This is a genomic window from Albimonas sp. (genome assembly GCF_055129145.1).
On sequence record NZ_JBSRTQ010000086.1, the window covers coordinates 1 to 19,607 of the forward strand.

The 19,607-nt window shown below is 70.2% G+C and carries 17 protein-coding genes and 1 tRNA gene; 8 read left to right on the top strand and 10 right to left on the bottom strand.

The features are described from left to right. Positions 1-258 precede the first annotated feature (258 nt). Both ACTB72_RS13930 and ACTB72_RS13935 read left to right on the top strand, forming a co-directional pair. Positions 259-732 carry an Hsp20 family protein gene (locus ACTB72_RS13930; RefSeq protein WP_463037604.1) on the top strand — a complete coding sequence of 158 codons (474 nt, stop codon included), beginning with the start codon at positions 259-261 and terminating at the stop codon, positions 730-732. Then, positions 729-971, top strand: coding sequence for a DUF1150 family protein (locus tag ACTB72_RS13935; protein WP_463037605.1), 243 nt, complete (start codon positions 729-731; stop codon positions 969-971). The genes ACTB72_RS13930 and ACTB72_RS13935 overlap by 4 nt, the downstream gene beginning before the upstream one ends. Positions 972-1,197: 226 nt before the next feature. Here ACTB72_RS13935 and ACTB72_RS13940 read toward each other — a convergent pair whose 3' ends face one another. The 9 genes from ACTB72_RS13940 to ACTB72_RS13980 all read right to left on the bottom strand — a co-directional run bounded on the left by ACTB72_RS13940 (position 1,198) and on the right by ACTB72_RS13980 (position 8,465). Further along, positions 1,198-1,662, bottom strand: coding sequence for a PTS sugar transporter subunit IIA (locus tag ACTB72_RS13940; protein WP_463037606.1), 465 nt, complete (start codon positions 1,660-1,662; stop codon positions 1,198-1,200). 103 nt (positions 1,663-1,765) lie between these two features. After that, positions 1,766-2,356 (bottom strand): ribosome hibernation-promoting factor, HPF/YfiA family, encoded by a 591-nt coding sequence (gene hpf, locus ACTB72_RS13945; RefSeq protein ID WP_463037607.1) that lies wholly within the window; start codon positions 2,354-2,356, stop codon positions 1,766-1,768. Between the two features lie 211 nt (positions 2,357-2,567). Beyond that, on the bottom strand, positions 2,568-4,154 hold the full coding sequence (gene rpoN, locus ACTB72_RS13950; RefSeq protein WP_463037608.1) for an RNA polymerase factor sigma-54: 1,587 nt from the start codon (positions 4,152-4,154) through the stop codon (positions 2,568-2,570). Between the two features lie 56 nt (positions 4,155-4,210). Continuing rightward, positions 4,211-5,014, bottom strand: coding sequence for an LPS export ABC transporter ATP-binding protein (lptB, locus tag ACTB72_RS13955; protein WP_463037609.1), 804 nt, complete (start codon positions 5,012-5,014; stop codon positions 4,211-4,213). A 6-nt stretch (positions 5,015-5,020) separates the two neighbouring features. After that, positions 5,021-5,650 carry an LptA/OstA family protein gene (locus ACTB72_RS13960; protein ID WP_463037610.1) on the bottom strand — a complete coding sequence of 210 codons (630 nt, stop codon included), beginning with the start codon at positions 5,648-5,650 and terminating at the stop codon, positions 5,021-5,023. A 91-nt stretch (positions 5,651-5,741) separates the two neighbouring features. Beyond that, positions 5,742-6,428 (bottom strand): LPS export ABC transporter periplasmic protein LptC, encoded by a 687-nt coding sequence (gene lptC, locus ACTB72_RS13965; protein ID WP_463037611.1) that lies wholly within the window; start codon positions 6,426-6,428, stop codon positions 5,742-5,744. A 4-nt stretch (positions 6,429-6,432) separates the two neighbouring features. Further along, a complete protein-coding gene (locus ACTB72_RS13970; RefSeq protein WP_463037619.1) occupies positions 6,433-7,419 on the bottom strand; it encodes a KpsF/GutQ family sugar-phosphate isomerase in 987 nt (328 codons plus the stop codon). A 150-nt stretch (positions 7,420-7,569) separates the two neighbouring features. Next, positions 7,570-8,181 (bottom strand): ribonuclease D, encoded by a 612-nt coding sequence (locus ACTB72_RS13975; RefSeq protein WP_463037612.1) that lies wholly within the window; start codon positions 8,179-8,181, stop codon positions 7,570-7,572. A gap of 197 nt (positions 8,182-8,378) precedes the next feature. Next, a tRNA-Leu gene (locus ACTB72_RS13980) sits at positions 8,379-8,465 on the bottom strand. Positions 8,466-8,794: 329 nt separating this feature from the next. Between ACTB72_RS13980 and ACTB72_RS13985 the strand changes: the two genes are divergently transcribed. Both ACTB72_RS13985 and map read left to right on the top strand, forming a co-directional pair. Continuing rightward, positions 8,795-9,790, top strand: a complete 996-nt coding sequence (locus ACTB72_RS13985) for a complex I NDUFA9 subunit family protein (RefSeq protein WP_463037613.1) — start codon at positions 8,795-8,797, stop codon at positions 9,788-9,790. Between the two features lie 80 nt (positions 9,791-9,870). Then, positions 9,871-10,620: a type I methionyl aminopeptidase gene (map, locus tag ACTB72_RS13990; protein WP_463037614.1), complete on the top strand. Its 750-nt coding sequence runs from the start codon at positions 9,871-9,873 to the stop codon at positions 10,618-10,620. A 34-nt stretch (positions 10,621-10,654) separates the two neighbouring features. On the opposite strand, the gene ACTB72_RS13995 is transcribed toward map, so the two are convergent. Continuing rightward, positions 10,655-11,458, bottom strand: a complete 804-nt coding sequence (locus tag ACTB72_RS13995) for an undecaprenyl-diphosphate phosphatase (protein ID WP_463037615.1) — start codon at positions 11,456-11,458, stop codon at positions 10,655-10,657. Between the two features lie 273 nt (positions 11,459-11,731). Between ACTB72_RS13995 and ACTB72_RS14000 the strand changes: the two genes are divergently transcribed. The 4 genes from ACTB72_RS14000 to ACTB72_RS14015 all read left to right on the top strand — a co-directional run. Next, on the top strand, positions 11,732-13,156 hold the full coding sequence (locus ACTB72_RS14000) for an NAD(P)-dependent oxidoreductase (protein WP_463037620.1): 1,425 nt from the start codon (positions 11,732-11,734) through the stop codon (positions 13,154-13,156). Positions 13,157-13,555: 399 nt separating this feature from the next. Then, positions 13,556-18,091, top strand: a complete 4,536-nt coding sequence (gene gltB / locus ACTB72_RS14005) for a glutamate synthase large subunit (RefSeq protein ID WP_463037616.1) — start codon at positions 13,556-13,558, stop codon at positions 18,089-18,091. A gap of 224 nt (positions 18,092-18,315) precedes the next feature. After that, positions 18,316-19,047: a monofunctional biosynthetic peptidoglycan transglycosylase gene (gene mtgA, locus ACTB72_RS14010; protein WP_463037617.1), complete on the top strand. Its 732-nt coding sequence runs from the start codon at positions 18,316-18,318 to the stop codon at positions 19,045-19,047. A 102-nt stretch (positions 19,048-19,149) separates the two neighbouring features. Continuing rightward, on the top strand, positions 19,150-19,607 hold a 458-nt coding region (locus ACTB72_RS14015; RefSeq protein WP_463037618.1), incomplete at its 3' end, for a glutathione S-transferase family protein.

Genomic DNA, 19,607 nt, shown 5'->3' on the forward strand with positions numbered 1-19,607 from the left:
GGCGCTTCGCCGGACCGCCGCGCGGGCGCACGGCCGCCACCGGCGCGCCGGTCGTCGCGCGGCCTTGCCCCCGACCGGCCGGGCGCACCCGATCCCGTCCCGGCGCCGCACCCCCTCCGGCGCACCCCCTCCGGCGCCCCGCGGCGCGCCGTTGTCGCCGATTGTTGATTTCCGCCCCGCGCCCACCCATATTTCGGAACACGAGGGTCGCCACCTACGGGGCCCTCACGGCACGTCGCTTTGATGAGGACCGCCCGAATGTCGCGAATGACCTTCGCTTCGCATCCGTTCCTGCTCGGGTTCGAGCAGCTCGACAGACTGGTGGAACGCACCGCCAAGACGTCCAACGACGGATATCCGCCCTACAATATCGAGCAATCGGGGCCCAACGCCTACCGGATCACGCTCGCCGTCGCCGGCTTCCGCGAGGAGGATCTGCAGATCACCGTGGAGGACGCCCAGCTGGTGATCCGCGGCCGGCAGAACGACGACTCCGAGAATCGCGTGTTCTTGCATCGCGGCATCGCGGCGCGCCAGTTCCAGAAGAGCTTCGTGCTCGCCGATGGCATGGAGGTCGGCGGCGCCCGGCTCGAAAACGGGCTGCTGCATGTGGACCTGAACCGCTCCGAACCGCAGACCGTGGTGCGGACCATCGAGATCAACCGTCCCGAAACCCTTCGCGACGACGCTGACCGAGACCGGACCGAGATCGACAGGAGGAACGAGCCATGACCGACCATTCTCCCAGGGCGCAGGCCGCCCCGCGGCTCGGGATTCCGGGCGACATCGTCTATGTGCGCGAGCTCTCGGCCGAAGAGGCCGCGGCGATGCCGGGGGCCGAGGAGGCGCCGGCGCGCAAGCTCTTCGCCATCCATGACGCAGAGGGCGCGCGCCTGGCGCTGACCGACGACAGGCGTCTGGCCTTCGTCCTCGCCCGCCAGCATGACAAGGTGCCGGTCTCGGTGCACTGACCCGCGAACGCCCGCCCTGAGACCGGGCGGACCTTGCCGCGCGGCGCGGCTGCGTTCTCCGATGAATCCCAGCCCGCCGACGCGTTGTCGGCGGGTTTTTCTACGATGAACGCGTTGGGATCGGGCGCTTTGCGGCCTTGCGGCTCGGCAGGCGCGCGCTGGCGGCGCTGCTGCTCCGGCCGCAGGCGCGGCCCCGGCCCCGCCCGTCCAGCGCCCGTCGCCGCCGTCAGGCGGCGTCGGAGGTCAGCGTCTCGACCAGGATGGCGTAGAGCGCCGCGGGGTCGGCGGTGGCGCGCAACTTGGCGCAGCGGCCCTCGTCGCGCAGCAGGCGCGACACGCGGGCGAGCGCGCGCAGATGATCCGCCCCCGCGTCCTCCGGGGCCAGCAGCAGGAACACCAGATCGACCGGCGCGCCGTCGGCGGCGTCGAAATCCACGCCCTTCTCCAGCCGCGCGAAATAGCCGGTGATCTTCTTCACCTGCGGCAGCCGCGCATGCGGGATCGCCACGCCACGGCCCATCGCGGTCGGCCCGAGTCGTTCGCGATCCATCAGCGCCTCGAACACGGCGCGAGGCTCCAGCCCGTTGCGGTCGGCGGCGCGGCCGGCGAGCTCATGGAGGAGCTGCTTCTTGCTGGAGGCTTTCAGGCTGGGCGCAAGCGCCTCTGGCCCGATCAGCTGCTCGAGTGTCATGGCCTGTGTCTCTCGGTTTCTGCGAACCACCTGCGGCGGGAACGCTCCCCACGTCCCGCCGCCGCCGGATCTGCGTCCGGGTCTTCGTCGTGGTTCGGCTGCGTCAGCCTTCGGGCAGATTCGCTGGGTCGATCCACCCGATATTCCCGTCGGGCCGGCGGAATACCACGTTGAGCCCCCCGTGGGAATTGTTGTTGAACAGGAGGAAGGACTCGTCGGCGAACTCCATCGCCATCACCGCCTCCCCCACCGTCAGGCGCTGCACCGAATGGCGCATCTCGGCGATGACCAGCGGGTCCAGCCCCTCGGGCTCGTCGGTCTCCTCCTCCTGGTCCTGGTCGGACTGCAGCACGTAGCCGTTGGCCATCGAGGCGGGGATCGGCTCCTCCCGCCGCTTGAGGTGATGGTCCTTCAGCCGGCGCTTGTAGCGGCGCAGCTGTTTCTCCAGCCGCGCGCACGCGCTTTCGGCCGCGGCGTAGGGATCGGTGGCGCGGCCCTTGGCCTTGGCGATCATGCCGGTCGAGAGGTGGGTCAGCGCATCGCAGACGATTTCGTGGCGGTCACGCGAGAAGGTGACGGTGCTGTCTATCGGATTTTCCGCGTATTTTCCGACGGCGGCGACGAAGCGTTCCTCTACATGGCCACGCAACGCGTCGCCCACGTCGATCTGCTTGCCATTCACCTGGATGTGCATGTCTGACGACCTCCGCTGCTAGCGCCGGGGCGCGGCGCGCCCCCGTTGCAAGGGCGCGCCGCGAGCCGGCCATCCCGGCCGCCGGGCCATCGCGCAGGTCACGAAGGTCCGCGGCCGTCCCCTTTCACTTGGGGAGGGCCGCGGCCTTGCGCGAGAGGGGCGCCGGGGGGAACTTCGCCCCGTCATCCCGCCCGGGCCGCCGTCGCCTCTCTCAGGAGGCGGCGGCGGACTTGAGACGTCTGCGCTGGACCGACGACGGGATGTTCATGCCCTCACGATATTTCGCGACAGTACGTCGCGCAATATCCACGCCGTCGTTACGGAGAATTGCCATCAAACGGTCATCCGAGAGGGTCTTTCGCGGGTCCTCGGCCAGAATCATGTCCCGGATCCGGTCGCGAATGGCGGTGGCGGAGTGCGACTCGCCCCCGTCGGTGGCCGCCAGCGCCTGGGTGAAGAACCAGCGCAGGTCGAAAATCCCCCGTTCGCAGGCGAGATGCTTGCCCGCGGCGACGCGGGAGACGGTGGATTCGTGCATCCCGATCTCGTCGGCCACCATGCGCAGGGTCATCGGACGCAGGGCCGAGACGCCTTCCGCGAAGAACGCCTCCTGGCGGCGCACGATCTCCACCGCGACCTTGAGGATAGTGCGGGCGCGTTGTTCGAGGCTGCGCACCAGCCAGCCGCCGGACTGACGGCATTCGGAGACGAAATGCCTCGCCGCCGCGTCCCCTCCCGCCGCCAGCTCCGCCGCATAGGCGTTGTCGACCAGCACCCGCGGCAGGGTGTCGGTGTTCAGCTCCACCACCCAGGTTCCGTCCGGGCGGCGGCGCACGAAGACGTCGGGCACTGCGGCGAAGGCCGGGGGGGCGGTGAACTCGCGGCCGGGGCGGGGGTCGAGCCGACGGATCTCGGCCGCCATGTCGCGCACGTCGTCGTCGTCCACCCCGCAGATCCGGGCCAGCGCCTTGAAGTCGGCGCGGGCCAGCAGCGGCAGATGATCGAGCAGGGCGGCCATGGCGGGATCGAGCCGGTTGCGCTCGACCAGCTGCAGCGACAGGCATTCGGCGAGGCTGCGGGCCCCGATGCCCACCGGCTCGCACTGATGCAGCAGCCCGATGGCCTCGCTCAGCTCCGCCGCCGACACGCCGAGCCGGCGGGCGGCCTCGTCCTCTTCGATCCGCAGGTAGCCGGCCTCGTCGATGTCCGCGGCCAGCGCCATGGCGGCGTTGCGCACGGCGCGGGGCGCGCGGATCAGACCGATCTGGCCGGCGAGATGCTCGATCAGCGACGTCTCCGCCCCCAGCGTCTCCTCCAGCCCCGGCAGGTCGGCCCCCCAGCCGGCCGAAGCCGAGCCCGAGGCGTCGCCCCCCGGCCCCCAGCCCGACGCGGCCTCGGCCACCGCCGGGCCGCGCGCAGCGGCGTCGACGTCGTAAAGCTCGTCGGTGCCGGTCTCGTAAGAGCCGCCGATGCTCTCGGCCCCGTCGCGCATCGCCACGTCGGCGCCGAGGCGTTCGGATCGGGGCTCGCCCCCCTGCCCCTGCTCGGCCTGGCTGATGGCGTCGGCGCTGGACGCCGCCGCCTCGCGCGCCGCGCGATCCTCCCGCGATCGCCCGACGCCGTCTTCCGGCCCCGCGGAGTCGGGTCCGCGGTCGAGCAGCGGGTTGCGCTCGATCTCCTCATCCACGAACCGGGACAGTTCCAGGTTCGACATCTGCAGAAGCTTGATCGCCTGCTGCAGCTGGGGCGTCATCACCAGCTGCTGCGCGGTCCGAAGCTCCAGACGCGGTCCGATCATGCGGGCGGCGCCTCCCATCCCCTCTCTGGACCGGGCGGGCCGCGTTGGACCCCGCCCTAGTACGAGAAGCTTTCGCCGAGATAGACCCGGCGGACTTCCGCGTTCGCGACAACCTCGCGGGGGGCGCCGCTCATCAGCACCTGCCCCTCATGCAAGATATATGCCCGGTCGATGATCCCGAGAGTTTCACGCACATTGTGGTCGGTGATCAAGACCCCGATGCCGCGATGCTTGAGATGGGAGACCAGGTCGCGGATGTCGCCGACCGCGATCGGGTCGACGCCGGCGAAGGGTTCGTCGAGCAGCACATAGGCCGGATCGGAGGCGAGGCAGCGCGCGATCTCCACCCGCCGACGCTCGCCCCCCGACAGCGCCTGGGCCGGCGTGCGGCGCAGATGGCCGATGGAGAATTCCGCCAGCAGCTGATCGAGTCGGGCGGAGCGGCGGGCGCGCAGCGGCTCATGCAGCTCGAGCACCGCGAGGATGTTCTCCTCCACCGTCAGGCCGCGGAAAATGGACGCTTCCTGAGGGAGATAGCCGAGCCCCAGCCGCGCGCGGCGGTACATCGGCATCTGGGTCACGTCCTGGCCGTCGATCTCGATGGCGCCGGAATCGGCCGGAATGAGGCCGGTGATCATGTAGAAGCAGGTGGTCTTGCCGGCCCCGTTCGGACCCAGCAGACCCACCGCCTCGCCCCGCGCCAGCTCCAGCGACACGTCGCGCACCACCGGCCGGCGGCGGTAGGACTTGCCGATGGACCGGGCCCGCAGGATGCCGGCCGCGCGGGGGCGGAGACCGGCGTCATGGGCCCCCGCCAGCGCCTCGGACCCGAGCGCCGGGATCGTGGATCCGTCGGACATGTCGCCTCAGTTCTTCCGGGCGGGGGGGGTGAACACGCTTTTCACCCGTCCGCCGGAGATTTCGCCGGCGCCCTTGTTCAGGTCGATTCGCAGCGTCTCGCCCGAGATCGCGTTCTCGCCCTGGGTCAGCACCACGTCGCCGCCCATGGTCACCACGCCGCCCGCGACGTCGTAATCGGCCCAGGCGCCCTTGGCGGTCTCGGCCCCGTTCGACAGGAACACGTCGCCCTCGGCCCGCAGGCTGTCGATGCTGCCGGTCCCGCTCGCCGCGCCCGAGGACCCCGGCCCGCCGACGCCGCCGTATTTCACCGTGACCTTGTTCGCGGTCATGCGCAGCGTGCCCTGCCCCGCCACCACGTTGCCGGTGAAGCTCGCGGTCTGGGCGGCGTTGTCGACGGCGAGACTGTCGGCGGTGATCTCGATGGGCTGGGTCGCGTCATGCTTGAACGAGCCGAAGGGGTTGGCCGCATCCTGCGCCGCCGCCGGCAGGGCCAGCGCGGCGACGCCGAACACCGGCGCGCCCAGCGCGACGAGCAGGGCGAGCGCCGCCCGACCCCGCGCGGACCGGCCGCGCAGGACGGGCCGCGCGTCGCGGCGCGGTTCGAGGCCGCGGGGCTGCCGGATCATGGGGGTCATCATCGCGCTTCCTGTCTGGGTCGGCCGGGCCGGGCGCGGCCTTCGTCGGCTCTGGTCGTGGACGCCGCCGCCGCGGGGCGGCCGGAGGGGCTCATTCCGCGGGGCGCGAGGGCTTCCAAACCACCCGGACGCCATCTTCGAACCATAGATAATCGCCCGGCCGCGGCGCGCCAAGCTTCGCATCCGCCGCGGCGGGGTCCGCGTCCTTCGCGACCTCCCGACGCTCGGCCCGGAACGACCCGGCCGCGATGCTGCCCTGGGGGCCGACGGCCTCCACCGGACCCGGCGAGACCGCCTCGCCGGCGCGCAGGTCGGCGGTGACCCGGTCGGTGGTCACCACATAGCCGTCCGACGTCTCGAGCCGCACCGAGCCGGTCAGCGACAGCGCCTGGTCGCGCGGGCGCAGCACGCCGACATCGGCCAGCAGGTTGATCCGCCGCCCCGCCGCCTGGTCGAACACGCCGCGCACATGGCTCAGCTCCACCTGGCTCGGGTCGGGCCCGTCCGGCGTGGCGCTGTCGGCCTCGACCACGAAGGGCTCCCCGGCCGCCGTCGCGCCTTCGATCCGCGGATTGGTGACCTGCAGCCCCTCGCCGAGCGAGATCAGGTCCGCGGTGGAATAGACCAGCCCGCCGTCGAACGCCTTCTCCTGCGGGATCAGGAACAGCGAGGACAGAAGCGCCAGCGCCAGCAGCGGCAGCCCGACCTTCAGCCAGCGCACCCAGCGCGAATAGCCGCCCCGCCCCCCTGCGCCCGATCCTCCGGAAACCGCGGCCATGGTCTCAGCCCATGTCCAGCCCGGCGCGCAGGCAGTCATGCACATGCAGGACCCCCAGCGGCTGCGGGCCGAGCGTGGGGTCGGCGACGAAGATGCACAGCACCGGGCGGCCCGGATCGTTCATCATCTTCACCGCCTCCGAGCCCAGCGCCTCGGGCCGGATGGTGCGCGGGTTGGGGGTGGCGACGTCGCGGGCCTGCCGCTCCAGCAGCCCGTCCATGTTGCGCCGAAGGTCGCCGTCCGAGATCGCCCCGACCAGCGCGCCGTCGCCGTCGACCACGCCGGCCATGCCGAACCCCTTCTGGCTCATCACCAGCAGCACGTCGCGCATCGAGGCGTCTTCGGCCACCAGCGGCATCTCATCGCCCGCATGCATCAGGTCGCGCACCTTGATCAGCTGCGCCCCCAGCTTGCCGCCCGGGTGGAACACCGCGAAATGCTCGGCGGTGAACTCCCGCCGCTCCATCAGCGCCACGGCCAGCGCGTCGCCCAGCGCCATCGCCAGCGTGGTGGAGGTGGTGGGCGCCATGCCGACCGAGCATGCCTCCGGCGCGCGGGGCAGCAGCAGGCGGATGTCGGACTGGGCGAGCAGCGGGCTCTCCACCCGGCTCGCCATGCCGATCAGGGTGATGCCGAAGCGCTTGCAATGGGCGATGACGTCGGCGAGCTCGGGCGTGCCCCCGGAATTCGACAGGACCAGCGCCACGTCCGCTTCGGTCAGCATGCCCAGATCGCCGTGGCTCGCTTCCGCGGGGTGCAGGAAAAAGGCCGGGGTGCCGGTGGAGGCGAGCGTCGCCGCGATCTTGCGCCCGACATGGCCCGACTTTCCCATGCCTGACACCACGATGCGGCCCTTGCACTCCAGCATCGCCTGCACCGCCGCGCCGAATTCATCGTCGAGGGTCTGGGAGAGGCCGGCCAGAGCCTCCGCCTCGATCGCCAGCACCCGGCGCCCGGTCTCCACGTCGCGGGCGACGCGGGCGCGCGCCATATCGAGGGAGGCGGCGGGCGCAGGGGTCTTTTCGGGGGCCGTTGCGGGCCGGACGGTGACGCTCATGACGCTCCTCGGATGCCGATGGGGTGGCGGCGCGGGCGCGCCCCGACCCATTCGGCGGGCCGGGTCGTCGGCCGCGCGCCGGCGCTAATGCGCGAAAATGTCCTGTTCGGGCCAGCCGGCGAGATCCAGCATGGCGCGGTCAGGCAGGAAATCGAAACAACGCCGCGCGATTTCAAGTCTTCCCTCGCGGATCAGCCGGGTTTCCAGCTCTTCGCGGAGCGCGTGCAGGTGCAGAACGTCGGAGGCCGCGTAGTCCAGCTGCGCCGCGCTGAGCGCCGGCGCGCCCCAGTCCGAGCTCTGTTGCTGCTTGGAGATGTCGAGGTCCAGCAGCTCCTGGCACAGGTTCTTCAGCCCGTGCCGGTCGGTATAGGTGCGCACCAGCTTGGAGGCGATCTTGGTGCACCACACGGGCCGCGCCACCACGCCGAATCGATGCGCCATCACCGCGATGTCGAATCGCCCGAAATGGAACAGCTTCAGCACGTCGGGATCGGCCAGCAGCCGCTCCAGATTGGGGGCCGAGGTCGCGTCCTGCGGGATCCGCACCACATGCGCGTCGCCGTCGCCGGCCGAGAGCTGCACGACGCAGAGCCGGTCGCGATGAGGCTGCAGGCCCATGGTTTCGGAATCGATGGCCACGACGGGGCCGAGATCCAGCCCGTCGGGCAGATCGCCTTCATGAGAATGGACGGTCATCCGGCCCTCTTCGCAGGCTGCGCGGGCCGCCTCCGGGGACGGCGTGCGAGGTTTGGTGCGCGGGGGCGGCGCCGTCAACCCCTGCGGCCGGAGTGCGGGTGGCCGGAGCCTCGTGCGGAAGGCGGGGGGGCCCGAAAAGCGAAAGGACCGCGGCTTGCGCCGCGGTCCTTTTCCCGACCCTCCCTGGTAAGAGGAGGTGGTGCCCAGGAGAAGACTCGAACTTCCACTTCCTTGCGGAAACCAGCACCTGAAGCTGGCGCGTCTACCAATTCCGCCACCTGGGCAGGTGTCGTGGAGCGGGTTGTTATTGATCGCCGCGGGGCGTGTCAACGGCTGTCCCGCGCTTTCTTCGCCGACCCGCGTCGTGACGTTTCGGCAGGCCCCGATGCCGGAGCCGGCGCGGGGCCCGCAAGGACCGGCGCGGGGCCCTCGCTCCCGCCCATCCTCGGCAAACCGCCGAATTGCCGCCTTGCCCGACGCCCGGCCCCGGACTAGACGAAACCAAGGGCGAGCGACGCGGCCCCTCGGCCCGCGCGCGCCATCGCGCATCCAGCGACCCCGCCGCCGGCCCATGCGCCTGCGCGGGGACCGCCAGAACGGGAGAGCCATAGTCATGACCGAGCCCGCCCCCCTCGTCACCATCTTCGGCGCCTCCGGCTTCCTCGGCCGCCACATCACGCAGCGCCTGGCGCGGCGCGGCTGGCGGATCCGGGCCGCCGTGCGCCGCCCCAACGAGGCCCTGTTCCTCAAGCCCTACGGCGATGTCGGCCAGGTCGAGCCGATCCAGGCCAATATCCGCGACGACGCCTCGGTGGCGCGCGCGGTGGCCGGGGCGAGCGTGGTGATCAACTGCATCGGGATCATGACCCAGACCGGCAAGCAGACCTTCGACTCGGTCCAGGCGCTCGGCGCCGCCCGGGTGGCGAAGGCGGCCGCCGCCGCGGGCGCGACGCGCATGGTGCATATCTCCGCGATCGGCGCCGACGCCGACAGCCCCTCGGGCTACGCGCGGGCCAAGGCCGCCGGAGAGGCCGCGATCCTCGACGCCTTCCCCACCGCCTCGATCCTGCGCCCCTCCGTCGTGTTCGGGCCGGAGGACGAATTCTTCAACCGCTTCGCCGGCATGGCCCGCATGGCCCCGGTGCTGCCCATCGTCGGCGGGTCGACCAGGTTCCAGCCGGTCTATGTCGGCGACATCGCCGACGCCGCGGCGAAGCTGGCCGCCGGGGACGCCGCGCCGGGGCTCTATGAACTCGGCGGGCCGGAGGTCGCGACCCTGCGCCAGCTCATCGACAAGATGCTCACCATCACCCGGCGCCGCCGGATGGTGGTCGACCTGCCCGCCGGCCTCGCCAGGATCCCGGCCCGGCTGCTCGGCCTCGCGCAGAGCCTCACGGGCGGGCTCTACGTGAACCGGACGCTGACGCTCGACCAGATCGCCCTGCTCGGCTTCGACAATGTGGTGGCCGACGACGCGAAGGGCTTCGCCGATCTCGGCATCCAGCCCACCGCGATGGAGGCGGTGCTGGAGACCTACCTCTACGCCTACCGCCCCCAGGGCCAGTATTCGCGCCTGACCGAGAGCGCGAAGAACCTCCGCAAGGTCTGAGCCTTTCGGGCCATCGCCAGGGGGCGCGTCCGGCCGGGCGCGCCCCTTCGCCTTGCAGCCGCGGCGCCGGAGACGAACCCATGACCATCACCCAGCCCGATGAGCTCGACGGCCTCAAGGGTATCGGCCGGATCGTCGCCAACACCCTGCATGCCATGGCCAAAGCGATGGAGCCCGGCATGACCACGCGCGAGCTCGACGCCATCGGCCGCGCGTTGCTGGAGCGCGAGGGCGCGGAATCCGCCCCCGAAGCCAGCTACGACTTCCCCGGCGCCACCTGCATCAGCGTCAACGAGGAAATCGCCCACGGCATCCCCGGCGACCGCGTGATCGCGCCGGGCGATCTGGTGAACATCGACGTCTCGGCCTCGAAGAACGGGTTTTTCGCCGACACCGGAGCGACGTTCCGCGTGGCGCCCGTGGACCCCGCGCTGGATCGTCTGTGCCGCGACGGGAAACGCGCCATGGAGATCGGCATCGCTGAGGTCGGCGCCGGCAAGCCGCTGGCCGGGATCGGGAACGCCATCGGCCGCTTCGCCTCGGCCCGCGGCTACACGCTGATCCGCAACCTCGCCAGCCACGGCGTCGGCCGGTCCCTGCACGAATATCCCGACGAGATCGCCACCTGGCCCAACAAGCGCGACCGGCGCCGCATCGACAAGGGGCTGGTGTTGACGGTCGAGCCATTCCTGTCCGCCGGCGGCCTGATGGCGACCGATGGCGACGACGGCTGGACGCTTTACAGCGAGCCCTGCGCCCCGGTCGTGCAATACGAGCACACCGTCGTCGCCACCGATCGCGGCGCGATCATCCTGACGATGCCGGGCTGAGCCCCCGCCCGGCGGCGGGGCTCAGCCTTCGCGATCAGGCGTAAAGCCAGATCAGCAGGGCCGTGCCGAGGACGAAGCGATAGATGACGAAGGGCGTCATCGTCCACGTCTTGAGCATCCGCATCATCAACGCCAGCGCCGCCAGCGCGGCCACGCAGGACAGCGCCGCCGCGATCATCGCGTCCGAGCCGAGCGAGGCGTCGCCGGCGTCGAGGATATCCTTGATGGTCAGAACCCCTGCCGCCATGATGGTGGGGATCGACATCAGCATGGAGATCCGCGCCGCGTCCGTGCGCTCATAGCCCAGCGCGCGCGCCGCCGAGATGGTGATGCCGGAACGCGACGTGCCCGGGATCAGCGCGACGGCCTGCGCCAGGCCGATGAGGATCGCATCGCGCCAGGACCAGCCCTCGGCCTTCTTCTCCAGGGGACCGAAGCGGTCGCAGACATAGAGCACCGCGCCGAAGATCAGCGTCGCCCAGGCGATGACCTCGACGTTGCGGAAGATGTCGGTCATCCCCGCCGCCGACAGGATCAGCCCGGCGATCACCACGGGAATCGTCGCCACCACCAGCCGCAGCGCCAGACCGGCTTCGGGGGTGGAGGTTCGGCCGGTCGCCACATGGCCCCCGCCGACCACCGCGCGTGCGACATCGTGCCGAAAGAAGATGATCACCGCCACCAATGTGCCGAGATGGACCGACACATCGATCATCAGGCCCTGGTCGGTCTCTCCGGTCAGGGCCGGGAACAGCGCCAGATGGCCGGAGGAGGAGATCGGCAGGAACTCCGTCACGCCCTGGATCAGGGCGAGAATCACGAGATCTAACAGGGGCATGGCTGAGTCCGGCTCGGGGTTTCGACGGGTTGCGGCGGTGTAGGCCAAGGCGGCCTGCGATGCTAGAGAAATGGCGAAGGTCAGCCATGATGACCTATTAACGGGATGAATGGCGGCGCGCCGGCAGGGTGGGGCGCATTTTCCCGATATATAGGACAGCTATTCTGTCTTTTATTCCATTTTCGATTCCCGTAAATAATGCGCAGAGCCCCCCGCGCCCTGCGCGCGAGGAGACCCAGCCGTTGCGCAAGGAGGGCGCCCGTGCCGCAGAAGATGCTCAAGTTCGTCGATGTGCCCCGCGGCATGCCCGAAAAGCGTGCGGCCGAGGCGCGGCGCGGCGACTTCGATGAAATCTACCGCGAGTACGCGGAGGCGAAGGCGGAGGAGCAATCCTCGCGCTGCTCCCAGTGCGGCGTGCCGTACTGCCAGACGCATTGTCCGCTCCACAACAACATCCCCGACTGGCTGAAGCTGACCGCGGAAGGCCGGCTCGAGGAAGCCTACGCCGTGTCGCAGGCCACCAACACCTTCCCCGAGATCTGCGGCCGCATCTGCCCGCAGGACCGGCTCTGCGAAGGCAACTGCGTGATCGAGCAGTCGGGCCACGGCACCGTCACCATCGGCGCGGTGGAGAAATACATCACCGACACGGCCTGGGAGAACGGCTGGGTGAAACCCGCCAAGCCCTTGCACGAGCGTCCGGAATCGGTCGGCATCATCGGCGCGGGCCCCGGCGGGCTGGCGGCGGCCGACATGCTGCGCCGCCGCGGCTTCCAGGTCACCGTCTACGACCGCTACGACCGCGCGGGCGGCCTGATGATCTACGGCATCCCCGGCTTCAAGCTGGAGAAGGACGTGGTGATGCGCCGCAACAAGCTGCTGGAAGACGGCGGCGTCACCTTCGCGCTCGGCGTCGACATCGGCGTCGACCTCTCCTTCCAGGAGCTGCGCGACAAGCATGACGCCGTGCTGATCGCCACCGGCGTCTACAAGTCCCGCGATCTGGGCGGGCCGGGCGCAGGGCTGCCCGGCATTCTCAAGGCGCTCGACTTCCTCACCGCCTCCAACAAGACCGGCTTCGGCGACAGCGTGCCGGAATTCGAGTCGGGCGAACTGAACGCGAACGGCAAGCGCGTGGTGGTCATCGGCGGCGGCGACACCGCGATGGACTGCGTGCGCACCGCGGTCCGTCAGGGCGCGACCTCGGTCAAATGCCTCTACCGGCGCGACCGGGCCAACATGCCGGGATCGCAGCGCGAAGTCGCGAATGCCGAGGAGGAGGGGGTCGAATTCGTCTGGCTCGCCGCCCCCAAGGGTTTCGTGGGCGACACGACCGCGACCGGCGTGCGGGTGGCGAAGATGCGCCTCGGCGCGCCCGACGTCACCGGCCGCCAGACGCCCGAGGAGATCGAAGGCGCGGACTATACCGAACATGCCGAGATCATCATCAAGGCGCTGGGCTTCGACCCCGAGGATCTGCCCAAGCTCTGGGGCGTGGACGGGCTCGACGTGACCCGCTGGGGCACGATCAAGACCGACCATCGCACCCATCAGACCGCGCTCGACGGCGTCTACGCCGCCGGCGACATCGTGCGGGGCGCGAGCCTCGTGGTCTGGGCGATCCGCGACGGACGCGAGGCGGCGGAGGCCATCGCGGCGAGGCTTGACGCCCGCGCCTCGGTCATCGCGGCCGAATAGGCGACCCGCCGGCGCCGCCTATTAATAAGGCGCCGGGCGGAACCGGGGCGGCGGGAGACGTGATCGCCCGCGCCGCCGCCGCCGGAAGGAACAAGGCCCGAGCGGGGCCGGTCGGACAGGACGCCTGCCGCTTCCGGACCGCAAGACCGGGATGACGCCGATCGCGGCGCGAAAACCGGTGCGGCGCAAAGCGTATGACACGCGTGCACCGCGCGTATGCCAGGCGATTGCGTCGGGTATTGCGGCCGACGCGTCGCGCCGAAGAACCTTCCGGGGCCGCGCGCCATCCGCGGCGGCCCCGGCCAGATACGCCCACCGATACGCCCACCGATACGCCCCATGCGGCGCGCGCTGCGACGCCGGGCGAGACAAGCGGCCTCCCATCGAAGGAGCATGGACATGACCGACTACGACGAGAGCTGGGTCGCCCGCCACGAAGCCGAGCGCAAGCGTCTGGCCGAGACCGGCATGTTCCGCGAGGAGTTCGAGCACGCCTCCTGCGGCGTCGGCCTCGTGGTCGCCATCGACGGCAAGCCGCGGCGTTCCGTGGTCGCGGCCGGGATCTCCGCGCTGTCGGCGATCTGGCATCGCGGCGCGGTCGACGCGGACGGCAAGACCGGCGACGGCGCCGGCATCCATGTCCAGATCCCGCGGGCCTTCTTCGACGAGCAGATCCGCCGCACCGGCCATGAGCCGAAGCCGGGGCATCTCGCCGTCGGCCAGGTGTTCCTGCCCCGCTCCGATTTCTCCGCCCAGGAGGCCTGCCGCACCATCGTGGAGACGGAAGTCCTGCGCATGGGCCACTACATCTACGGCTGGCGCCATGTGCCGGTCGACATCTCGGTGCTGGGCGAAAAGGCCAACGCGACCCGGCCGGAGATCGAGCAGATCCTGATCGCCTGCAACACCGACGCCGACGTCGATACGTTCGAGCGCGAGCTCTACGTCATCCGCCGCCGGATCGAGAAGGCGGTGGCCGCGGCCCATGCCAACGGCTTCTACATCTGCTCGCTGTCGTGCCGCTCGGTGATCTACAAGGGCATGATGCTGGCCGAGGACGTGTCGGTGTTCTACCCCGACCTGCGCGACGAGCGGTTCGAGAGCGCCTTCGCGCTTTATCATCAGCGCTATTCGACCAACACCTTCCCGCAATGGTGGCTGGCCCAGCCGTTCCGGATGCTCGCCCATAACGGCGAGATCAACACCCTGAAGGGCAACGTCAACTGGATGAAGTCCCACGAGATCCGCATGGCCTCGACCTATTTCGGGGACACCGCGGAGGACATCAAGCCGATCGTGCCGTCGGGGTCGTCGGACTCGGGCGCGCTCGATGCGGTGTTCGAAGTGCTGGTCCATGCCGGGCGGTCGGCGCCGATGGCGAAGACCATGCTGGCGCCCGAAGCGTGGTCAAAGACCGCGTCGGCGATGCCGCAGACCTGGCGGGACATGTACGCCTATTCGAACTCGGTGATGGAGCCCTGGGACGGGCCGGCGGCGCTGGCGATGACCGACGGCCGCTGGGTCGTGGCCGGCGTCGACCGCAACGGGTTGCGGCCGATGCGCTACGTGGTGACCGGCGACGGGCTGGTGATCGCGGGATCCGAAGCCGGCATGGTCCCCATCGACGAGATGACGGTGGTGGAGAAGGGCGCGCTCGGGCCGGGACAGATGCTCGCCGTCGACATGGTCGGGGGCCGGCTGCTGCATGATTACGAGCTGAAGGACGAGCTGGCGAACTCGCAGCCCTACGGGCAGTGGGTCGGCACGATCACCGACCTCGAGGATGTGGTGAAGGGCGCCGACGAGCCGCGGCTCTTCGCGCGCGACGAGCTGCGCAAGCGCCAGATCGCGGCCGGCTATTCGATCGAGGAGCTGGAGACGATCCTGCACCCGATGGCGGAGGACGCGAAGGAGGCCATCGGCTCGATGGGCGACGACACGCCCTCGGCCGTGCTGTCCGAGCAGTTCCGCCCGATGAGCCACTTCTTCCGGCAGAACTTCAGCCAGGTCACCAACCCGCCCATCGACTCGTTGCGCGAACATCGGGTGATGTCGCTCAAGACCCGGTTCGGCAACCTGAAGAACGTGCTCGATCAGGACAGCTCCCAGACCGAGATCCTGACGCTGGAAAGCCCGTTCGTGTCGAACGGTCAGTTCGAGGCGATGCGCGAAGCGTTCGGGGCCTCCTTGCGCCGGATCGACTGCGTCTATCCGGTGGGCGAAGGCGCGGGCGCCCTGCGCCGTCACCTCGCCCGGGTGCGGACCGAGGCGGAAGAGGCCGTGCGCGCCGGCATCGGTCACCTGATCCTGACCGACGAGGCGGTGGACGCCGACCACGTGTCGATGCCGATGATCCTCGCCACCTCGGCGGTGCACAGCTGGCTGACCAAGAAGGGCCTGCGCACCTTCTGCTCGGTCAACGTGCGCGCCGCCGAGTGCATCGACCCGCATTACTTCGCCGTCCTGCTGGGCTGCGGGGCGACCACGGTCAACGCCTACCTGGCGCAGGACAGCATCGCCGACCGCATCGACCGCGGCCTGCTCGACGGTCCGCTGTCGTCCGCCGTGAAGCGCTTCCGCGAGGCGGTGGACCAGGGCCTGCTGAAGATCATGTCCAAGATGGGCATCTCGGTGATCTCGTCCTATCGCGGCGGGCTGAACTTCGAGGCGGTGGGGCTCTCCCGCGCCATGGTCGCGGATTACTTCCCCGGCATGACCTCGCGCATCTCCGGCATCGGGCTCTCGGGCCTGCAGAAGAAGACCGAGGGCATCCATGCCAAGGCCTTCGGCATGGCCGACGCCGTCCTGCCCATCGGCGGGCTCTACAAGCTGCGCAAGTCGGGCGAGACCCACGCCTGGGGCGCGCGCCTGATGCACATGCAGCAGCAGGCCTGCGCCACCGGCTCGTTCGAGATGTGGAAGAAGTATTCCGCCGGCATGGCCGCCCAGCCGCCGATCAACCTGCGCGATCTGCTGGACTTCAAGGCCAAGGGCAAGCCGGTGCCGATCGAGGAGGTGGAGTCCATCACCTCGATCCGCAAACGGTTCGTGACGCCGGGCATGTCGCTCGGCGCGCTCGGGCCGGAGGCGCACAAGACCCTCAACATCGCCATGAACCGCATCGGGGCCAAGTCCGACAGCGGCGAGGGCGGCGAGGATCCGGCGCATTTCGAGCCGATGCCGAACGGCGACAACGCGTCCGCCAAGATCAAGCAGGTGGCGTCCGGGCGCTTCGGCGTCACGGCGGAATACCTGAACCATTGCGAGGAGCTGGAGATCAAGGTCGCCCAGGGCGCGAAGCCCGGCGAGGGCGGGCAGCTGCCCGGCTTCAAGGTGACCGAGATGATCGCCAAGCTGCGCCATGCGACGCCCGGCGTGACGCTGATCAGCCCGCCGCCGCATCACGACATCTATTCGATCGAGGACCTCGCGCAGCTGATCTACGACCTCAAGCAGATCAACCCGCGGGCCAAGGTCTGCGTGAAGCTGGTGTCGTCGACCGGCGTCGGCACCATCGCGGCCGGCGTGGCCAAGGCCAAGGCCGACGTGATCCTGATCGCCGGGCACAATGGCGGCACCGGCGCCTCGCCGCAGACCTCGATCAAGTACGCGGGTCTGCCCTGGGAGATGGGGCTGACCGAGGCGCATCAGGTCCTCGCGCTCAACAACCTGCGCGAGCGGGTGACGCTGCGCACCGACGGCGGGCTGCGCACGGGCCGCGACATCGTCATCGCGGCGATGATGGGGGCCGAGGAATACGGCATCGGCACCGCGGCGCTGATCGCCATGGGCTGCATCATGGTGCGTCAGTGCCAGTCGAACACCTGCCCGGTGGGCGTCTGCACCCAGGACCCGCGCCTGCGCGAAAAATTCACCGGCACCGCCGAGAAGGTGGTCAACCTGATCACCTTCTATGCGCAGGAGGTGCGGGAGATCCTCGCCTCGCTCGGCGCGCGGTCGCTCGATGAGGTGATCGGGCGGGCCGACCTGCTGAGTCAGGTCAGCCGGGGCGCGGCGCATCTCGACGACCTCGACCTCAACCCGCTGCTCATCAAGATCGACGAGGGCAAGCACGCCACCTACGACCGCTCGAAGCCCCGCACCGCGGTGCCGGACACGCTGGACGCCCAGATCGTCGAGGACGCCCAGCCCTTCTTCAAGAAGCGGGAGAAGATGGAGCTGAGCTATTCGGTCCAGAACACCCAGCGGACGGTGGGGACGCGCGTGTCCTCGCATATCGTCCAGGCCTTCGGGATGCGGAACAACGGGCTGCAGGCGGGGCACCTGACGGTGAAGCTCAACGGCTCGGCCGGTCAGTCGCTGGGCGCGTTCGCGGCCCCGGGGCTGAAGATCGAGGTGTGGGGCGACGCCAACGACTATGTGGGCAAGGGTCTCTCCGGCGGCATGATCGTGGTGCGTCCGCCGCTGGGGTCGCCGCTGACCCCGCAGGACAACACCATCATCGGCAACACCGTGCTTTATGGGGCGACGGACGGGAAACTGTTCGCCTCGGGCCGGGCCGGCGAGCGGTTCTGCGTGCGCAACTCCGGCGCCTCGGTGGTGGTGGAGGGCTGCGGGTCGAACGGCTGCGAATACATGACCGGCGGCGTCGCGGTGATCCTGGGCCCGGTCGGCGACAATTTCGGCGCCGGCATGACCGGGGGCATGGCCTATGTCTACGATCCCGACAGGGCGTTCATGGCGCGGATGAACCCGGACACGCTGGTCGCCCAGGGGCTCGAGTCGGCCCATTGGGAACGGGTGCTGGAGGAGCTGATGGAGGAGCATGTCGCCTCCACCGGCAGCCCGCTGGCCGCGCGCCTGCTGCGCGACTGGGACGTGGAGCGGAACCGCTTCCTGCAGATCTGCCCGAAGGAGATGCTGAACCGCATCCCGCATCCGCTGTCGGACAAGGTGGAGGCCGTCTCCGCCTGACGCGCCGCGCGCCTCGGGGCGATCGACATGAAAGCCACCGTCGAAAGGCGGTGGCTTTTTTCATGGGGCGCGGACGATTTTCGGAATTCGGGAACGCCCTGCGAAAATCCCCGGCTCCGGCTGCGGCGGCGGTCGCGGCGGATGAGCCGAGCGCGCGCGGCCCCCGGCGAAGGGGGCCGCACGGGCAGGCTTGCGTCGGACGGGGGGGGCGCTAGGCTCCGCCCATGGCCTTCCGCAAACGCTCCGCCTCCGCCAAACGCCCCCGCCGCGGGCCGGTGCGCCGCCTCCTGCGCGGCGCGGTGCAGGCGGCGGCGGTGGCGCTGGGGCTCGCGGCGCTCTGGGTCGCGCTCTACCGCGTGGTCCCGCCCCCGACCACGGTGCTGATGGAGACGGAGCGCGCCCGGCTGGGCGAGATCCGCCGCGGCGATCTGGATTTCGACGCCCTGCCCGATCTGGTGCGCCTCGCCTTCCCCGCGGCCGAGGACGCACGGTTCTGCGGGCATTTCGGCTTCGACGCGCAGGCGATCCGCGCGGCCTTCGAGGCCAACGCCGACGGCGAGCGCCTGCGCGGCGGCTCGACCCTCACCCAGCAGGTGGCGAAGAACGCCTTTCTGTGGCCGGGCCGCACCTGGATCCGCAAGGGGCTGGAGACCGGCTTCGCCCTGCTGGTCGAGGGGATGTGGCCCAAGGCCCGGGTGCTGGAGATCTATCTCGAGGTGGCCGAGATGGGCGAGGGCGTGTTCGGCCTCGAAGCCGCCGCCCAGGCGCATTTCGGGGTGAGCGCGCCGGAGCTGACGGCCCGCCAGGCGGCGCTGATCGCGGCCGCGCTGCCCGACCCCAAGGCCCGGAACCCGGCGCGGCCTTCGGGATTCCTGTCGCGCCGCGCCGCCCGGATCGTGCAGGGGGCCGAGACCCTGCGCGCCAACGGCGACGGCGCCTGCGTGCTGAACGGCTGAAGCCCCCCGCGTCTCCCCGCCCCGGTTGCATCGGCGCGCGCGAAAGCGGAGTGTCGCGCGCATCCCGACATCCCTCCCCTTCCGGAAGCTCCCGACCCGCCCATGCGCCGACTGCATCACATCGTCCTCTCGCCCTACGCCCGCAAAGTCCGTCTCGCGCTCGCTGAAAAGCGGGTGGAGGTGGAGCTGGTCGAAGAGACCCCCTGGACGCGGGAGATGACCTTCCTGCGGCTGAACCCCGCCGCCACCGTGCCGGTCTTCGTCGACGACCCGGCGCATGGTCAGGCGGTGATCGCGGACAGCGCGGCGATCTGCGAATATCTGGAGGAGACGCGGCCGGAACCGCCCTTGCTGGCGGGATCGGCCCGGCAGCGGGCCGAGATCCGGCGTCTGGTGGCCTGGTTCGACGACAAGATGATGCGCGAGGTCACCGCCAACCTGGTCGAGGAGCGGGTGATGAAGAAGGTCCGCGGCGGCGGGCATCCGGATTCGGGGCGGATCCGGGCGGGTGCGCGCAATCTGGTGACGCATCTGGAATATATCGGCTGGCTGGCCGATCA

Bases quoted from the DNA above. Each gene is read 5' to 3' on its own strand.
- ACTB72_RS13935 (WP_463037605.1), top strand. From the start codon at position 729: ATGACCGACCATTCTCCCAGGGCGCAGGCCGCCCCGCGGCTCGGGATT.
- ACTB72_RS14000 (WP_463037620.1), top strand. From the start codon at position 11,732: ATGCTCAAGTTCGTCGATGTGCCCCGCGGCATGCCCGAAAAGCGTGCG.
- lptB (WP_463037609.1), bottom strand. From the start codon at position 5,014: ATGTCCGACGGATCCACGATCCCGGCGCTCGGGTCCGAGGCGCTGGCG.
- map (WP_463037614.1), top strand. From the start codon at position 9,871: ATGACCATCACCCAGCCCGATGAGCTCGACGGCCTCAAGGGTATCGGC.
- ACTB72_RS13970 (WP_463037619.1), bottom strand. From the start codon at position 7,419: ATGGCGCGCGCCCGCGTCGCCCGCGACGTGGAGACCGGGCGCCGGGTG.
- ACTB72_RS13985 (WP_463037613.1), top strand. From the start codon at position 8,795: ATGACCGAGCCCGCCCCCCTCGTCACCATCTTCGGCGCCTCCGGCTTC.
- gltB (WP_463037616.1), top strand. From the start codon at position 13,556: ATGACCGACTACGACGAGAGCTGGGTCGCCCGCCACGAAGCCGAGCGC.
- mtgA (WP_463037617.1), top strand. From the start codon at position 18,316: ATGGCCTTCCGCAAACGCTCCGCCTCCGCCAAACGCCCCCGCCGCGGG.
- ACTB72_RS13995 (WP_463037615.1), bottom strand. From the start codon at position 11,458: ATGCCCCTGTTAGATCTCGTGATTCTCGCCCTGATCCAGGGCGTGACG.
- ACTB72_RS13930 (WP_463037604.1), top strand. From the start codon at position 259: ATGTCGCGAATGACCTTCGCTTCGCATCCGTTCCTGCTCGGGTTCGAG.
- lptC (WP_463037611.1), bottom strand. From the start codon at position 6,428: ATGGCCGCGGTTTCCGGAGGATCGGGCGCAGGGGGGCGGGGCGGCTAT.
- ACTB72_RS13940 (WP_463037606.1), bottom strand. From the start codon at position 1,662: ATGACACTCGAGCAGCTGATCGGGCCAGAGGCGCTTGCGCCCAGCCTG.
- ACTB72_RS13960 (WP_463037610.1), bottom strand. From the start codon at position 5,650: ATGACCCCCATGATCCGGCAGCCCCGCGGCCTCGAACCGCGCCGCGAC.
- hpf (WP_463037607.1), bottom strand. From the start codon at position 2,356: ATGCACATCCAGGTGAATGGCAAGCAGATCGACGTGGGCGACGCGTTG.
- ACTB72_RS13975 (WP_463037612.1), bottom strand. From the start codon at position 8,181: ATGACCGTCCATTCTCATGAAGGCGATCTGCCCGACGGGCTGGATCTC.
- rpoN (WP_463037608.1), bottom strand. From the start codon at position 4,154: ATGATCGGACCGCGTCTGGAGCTTCGGACCGCGCAGCAGCTGGTGATG.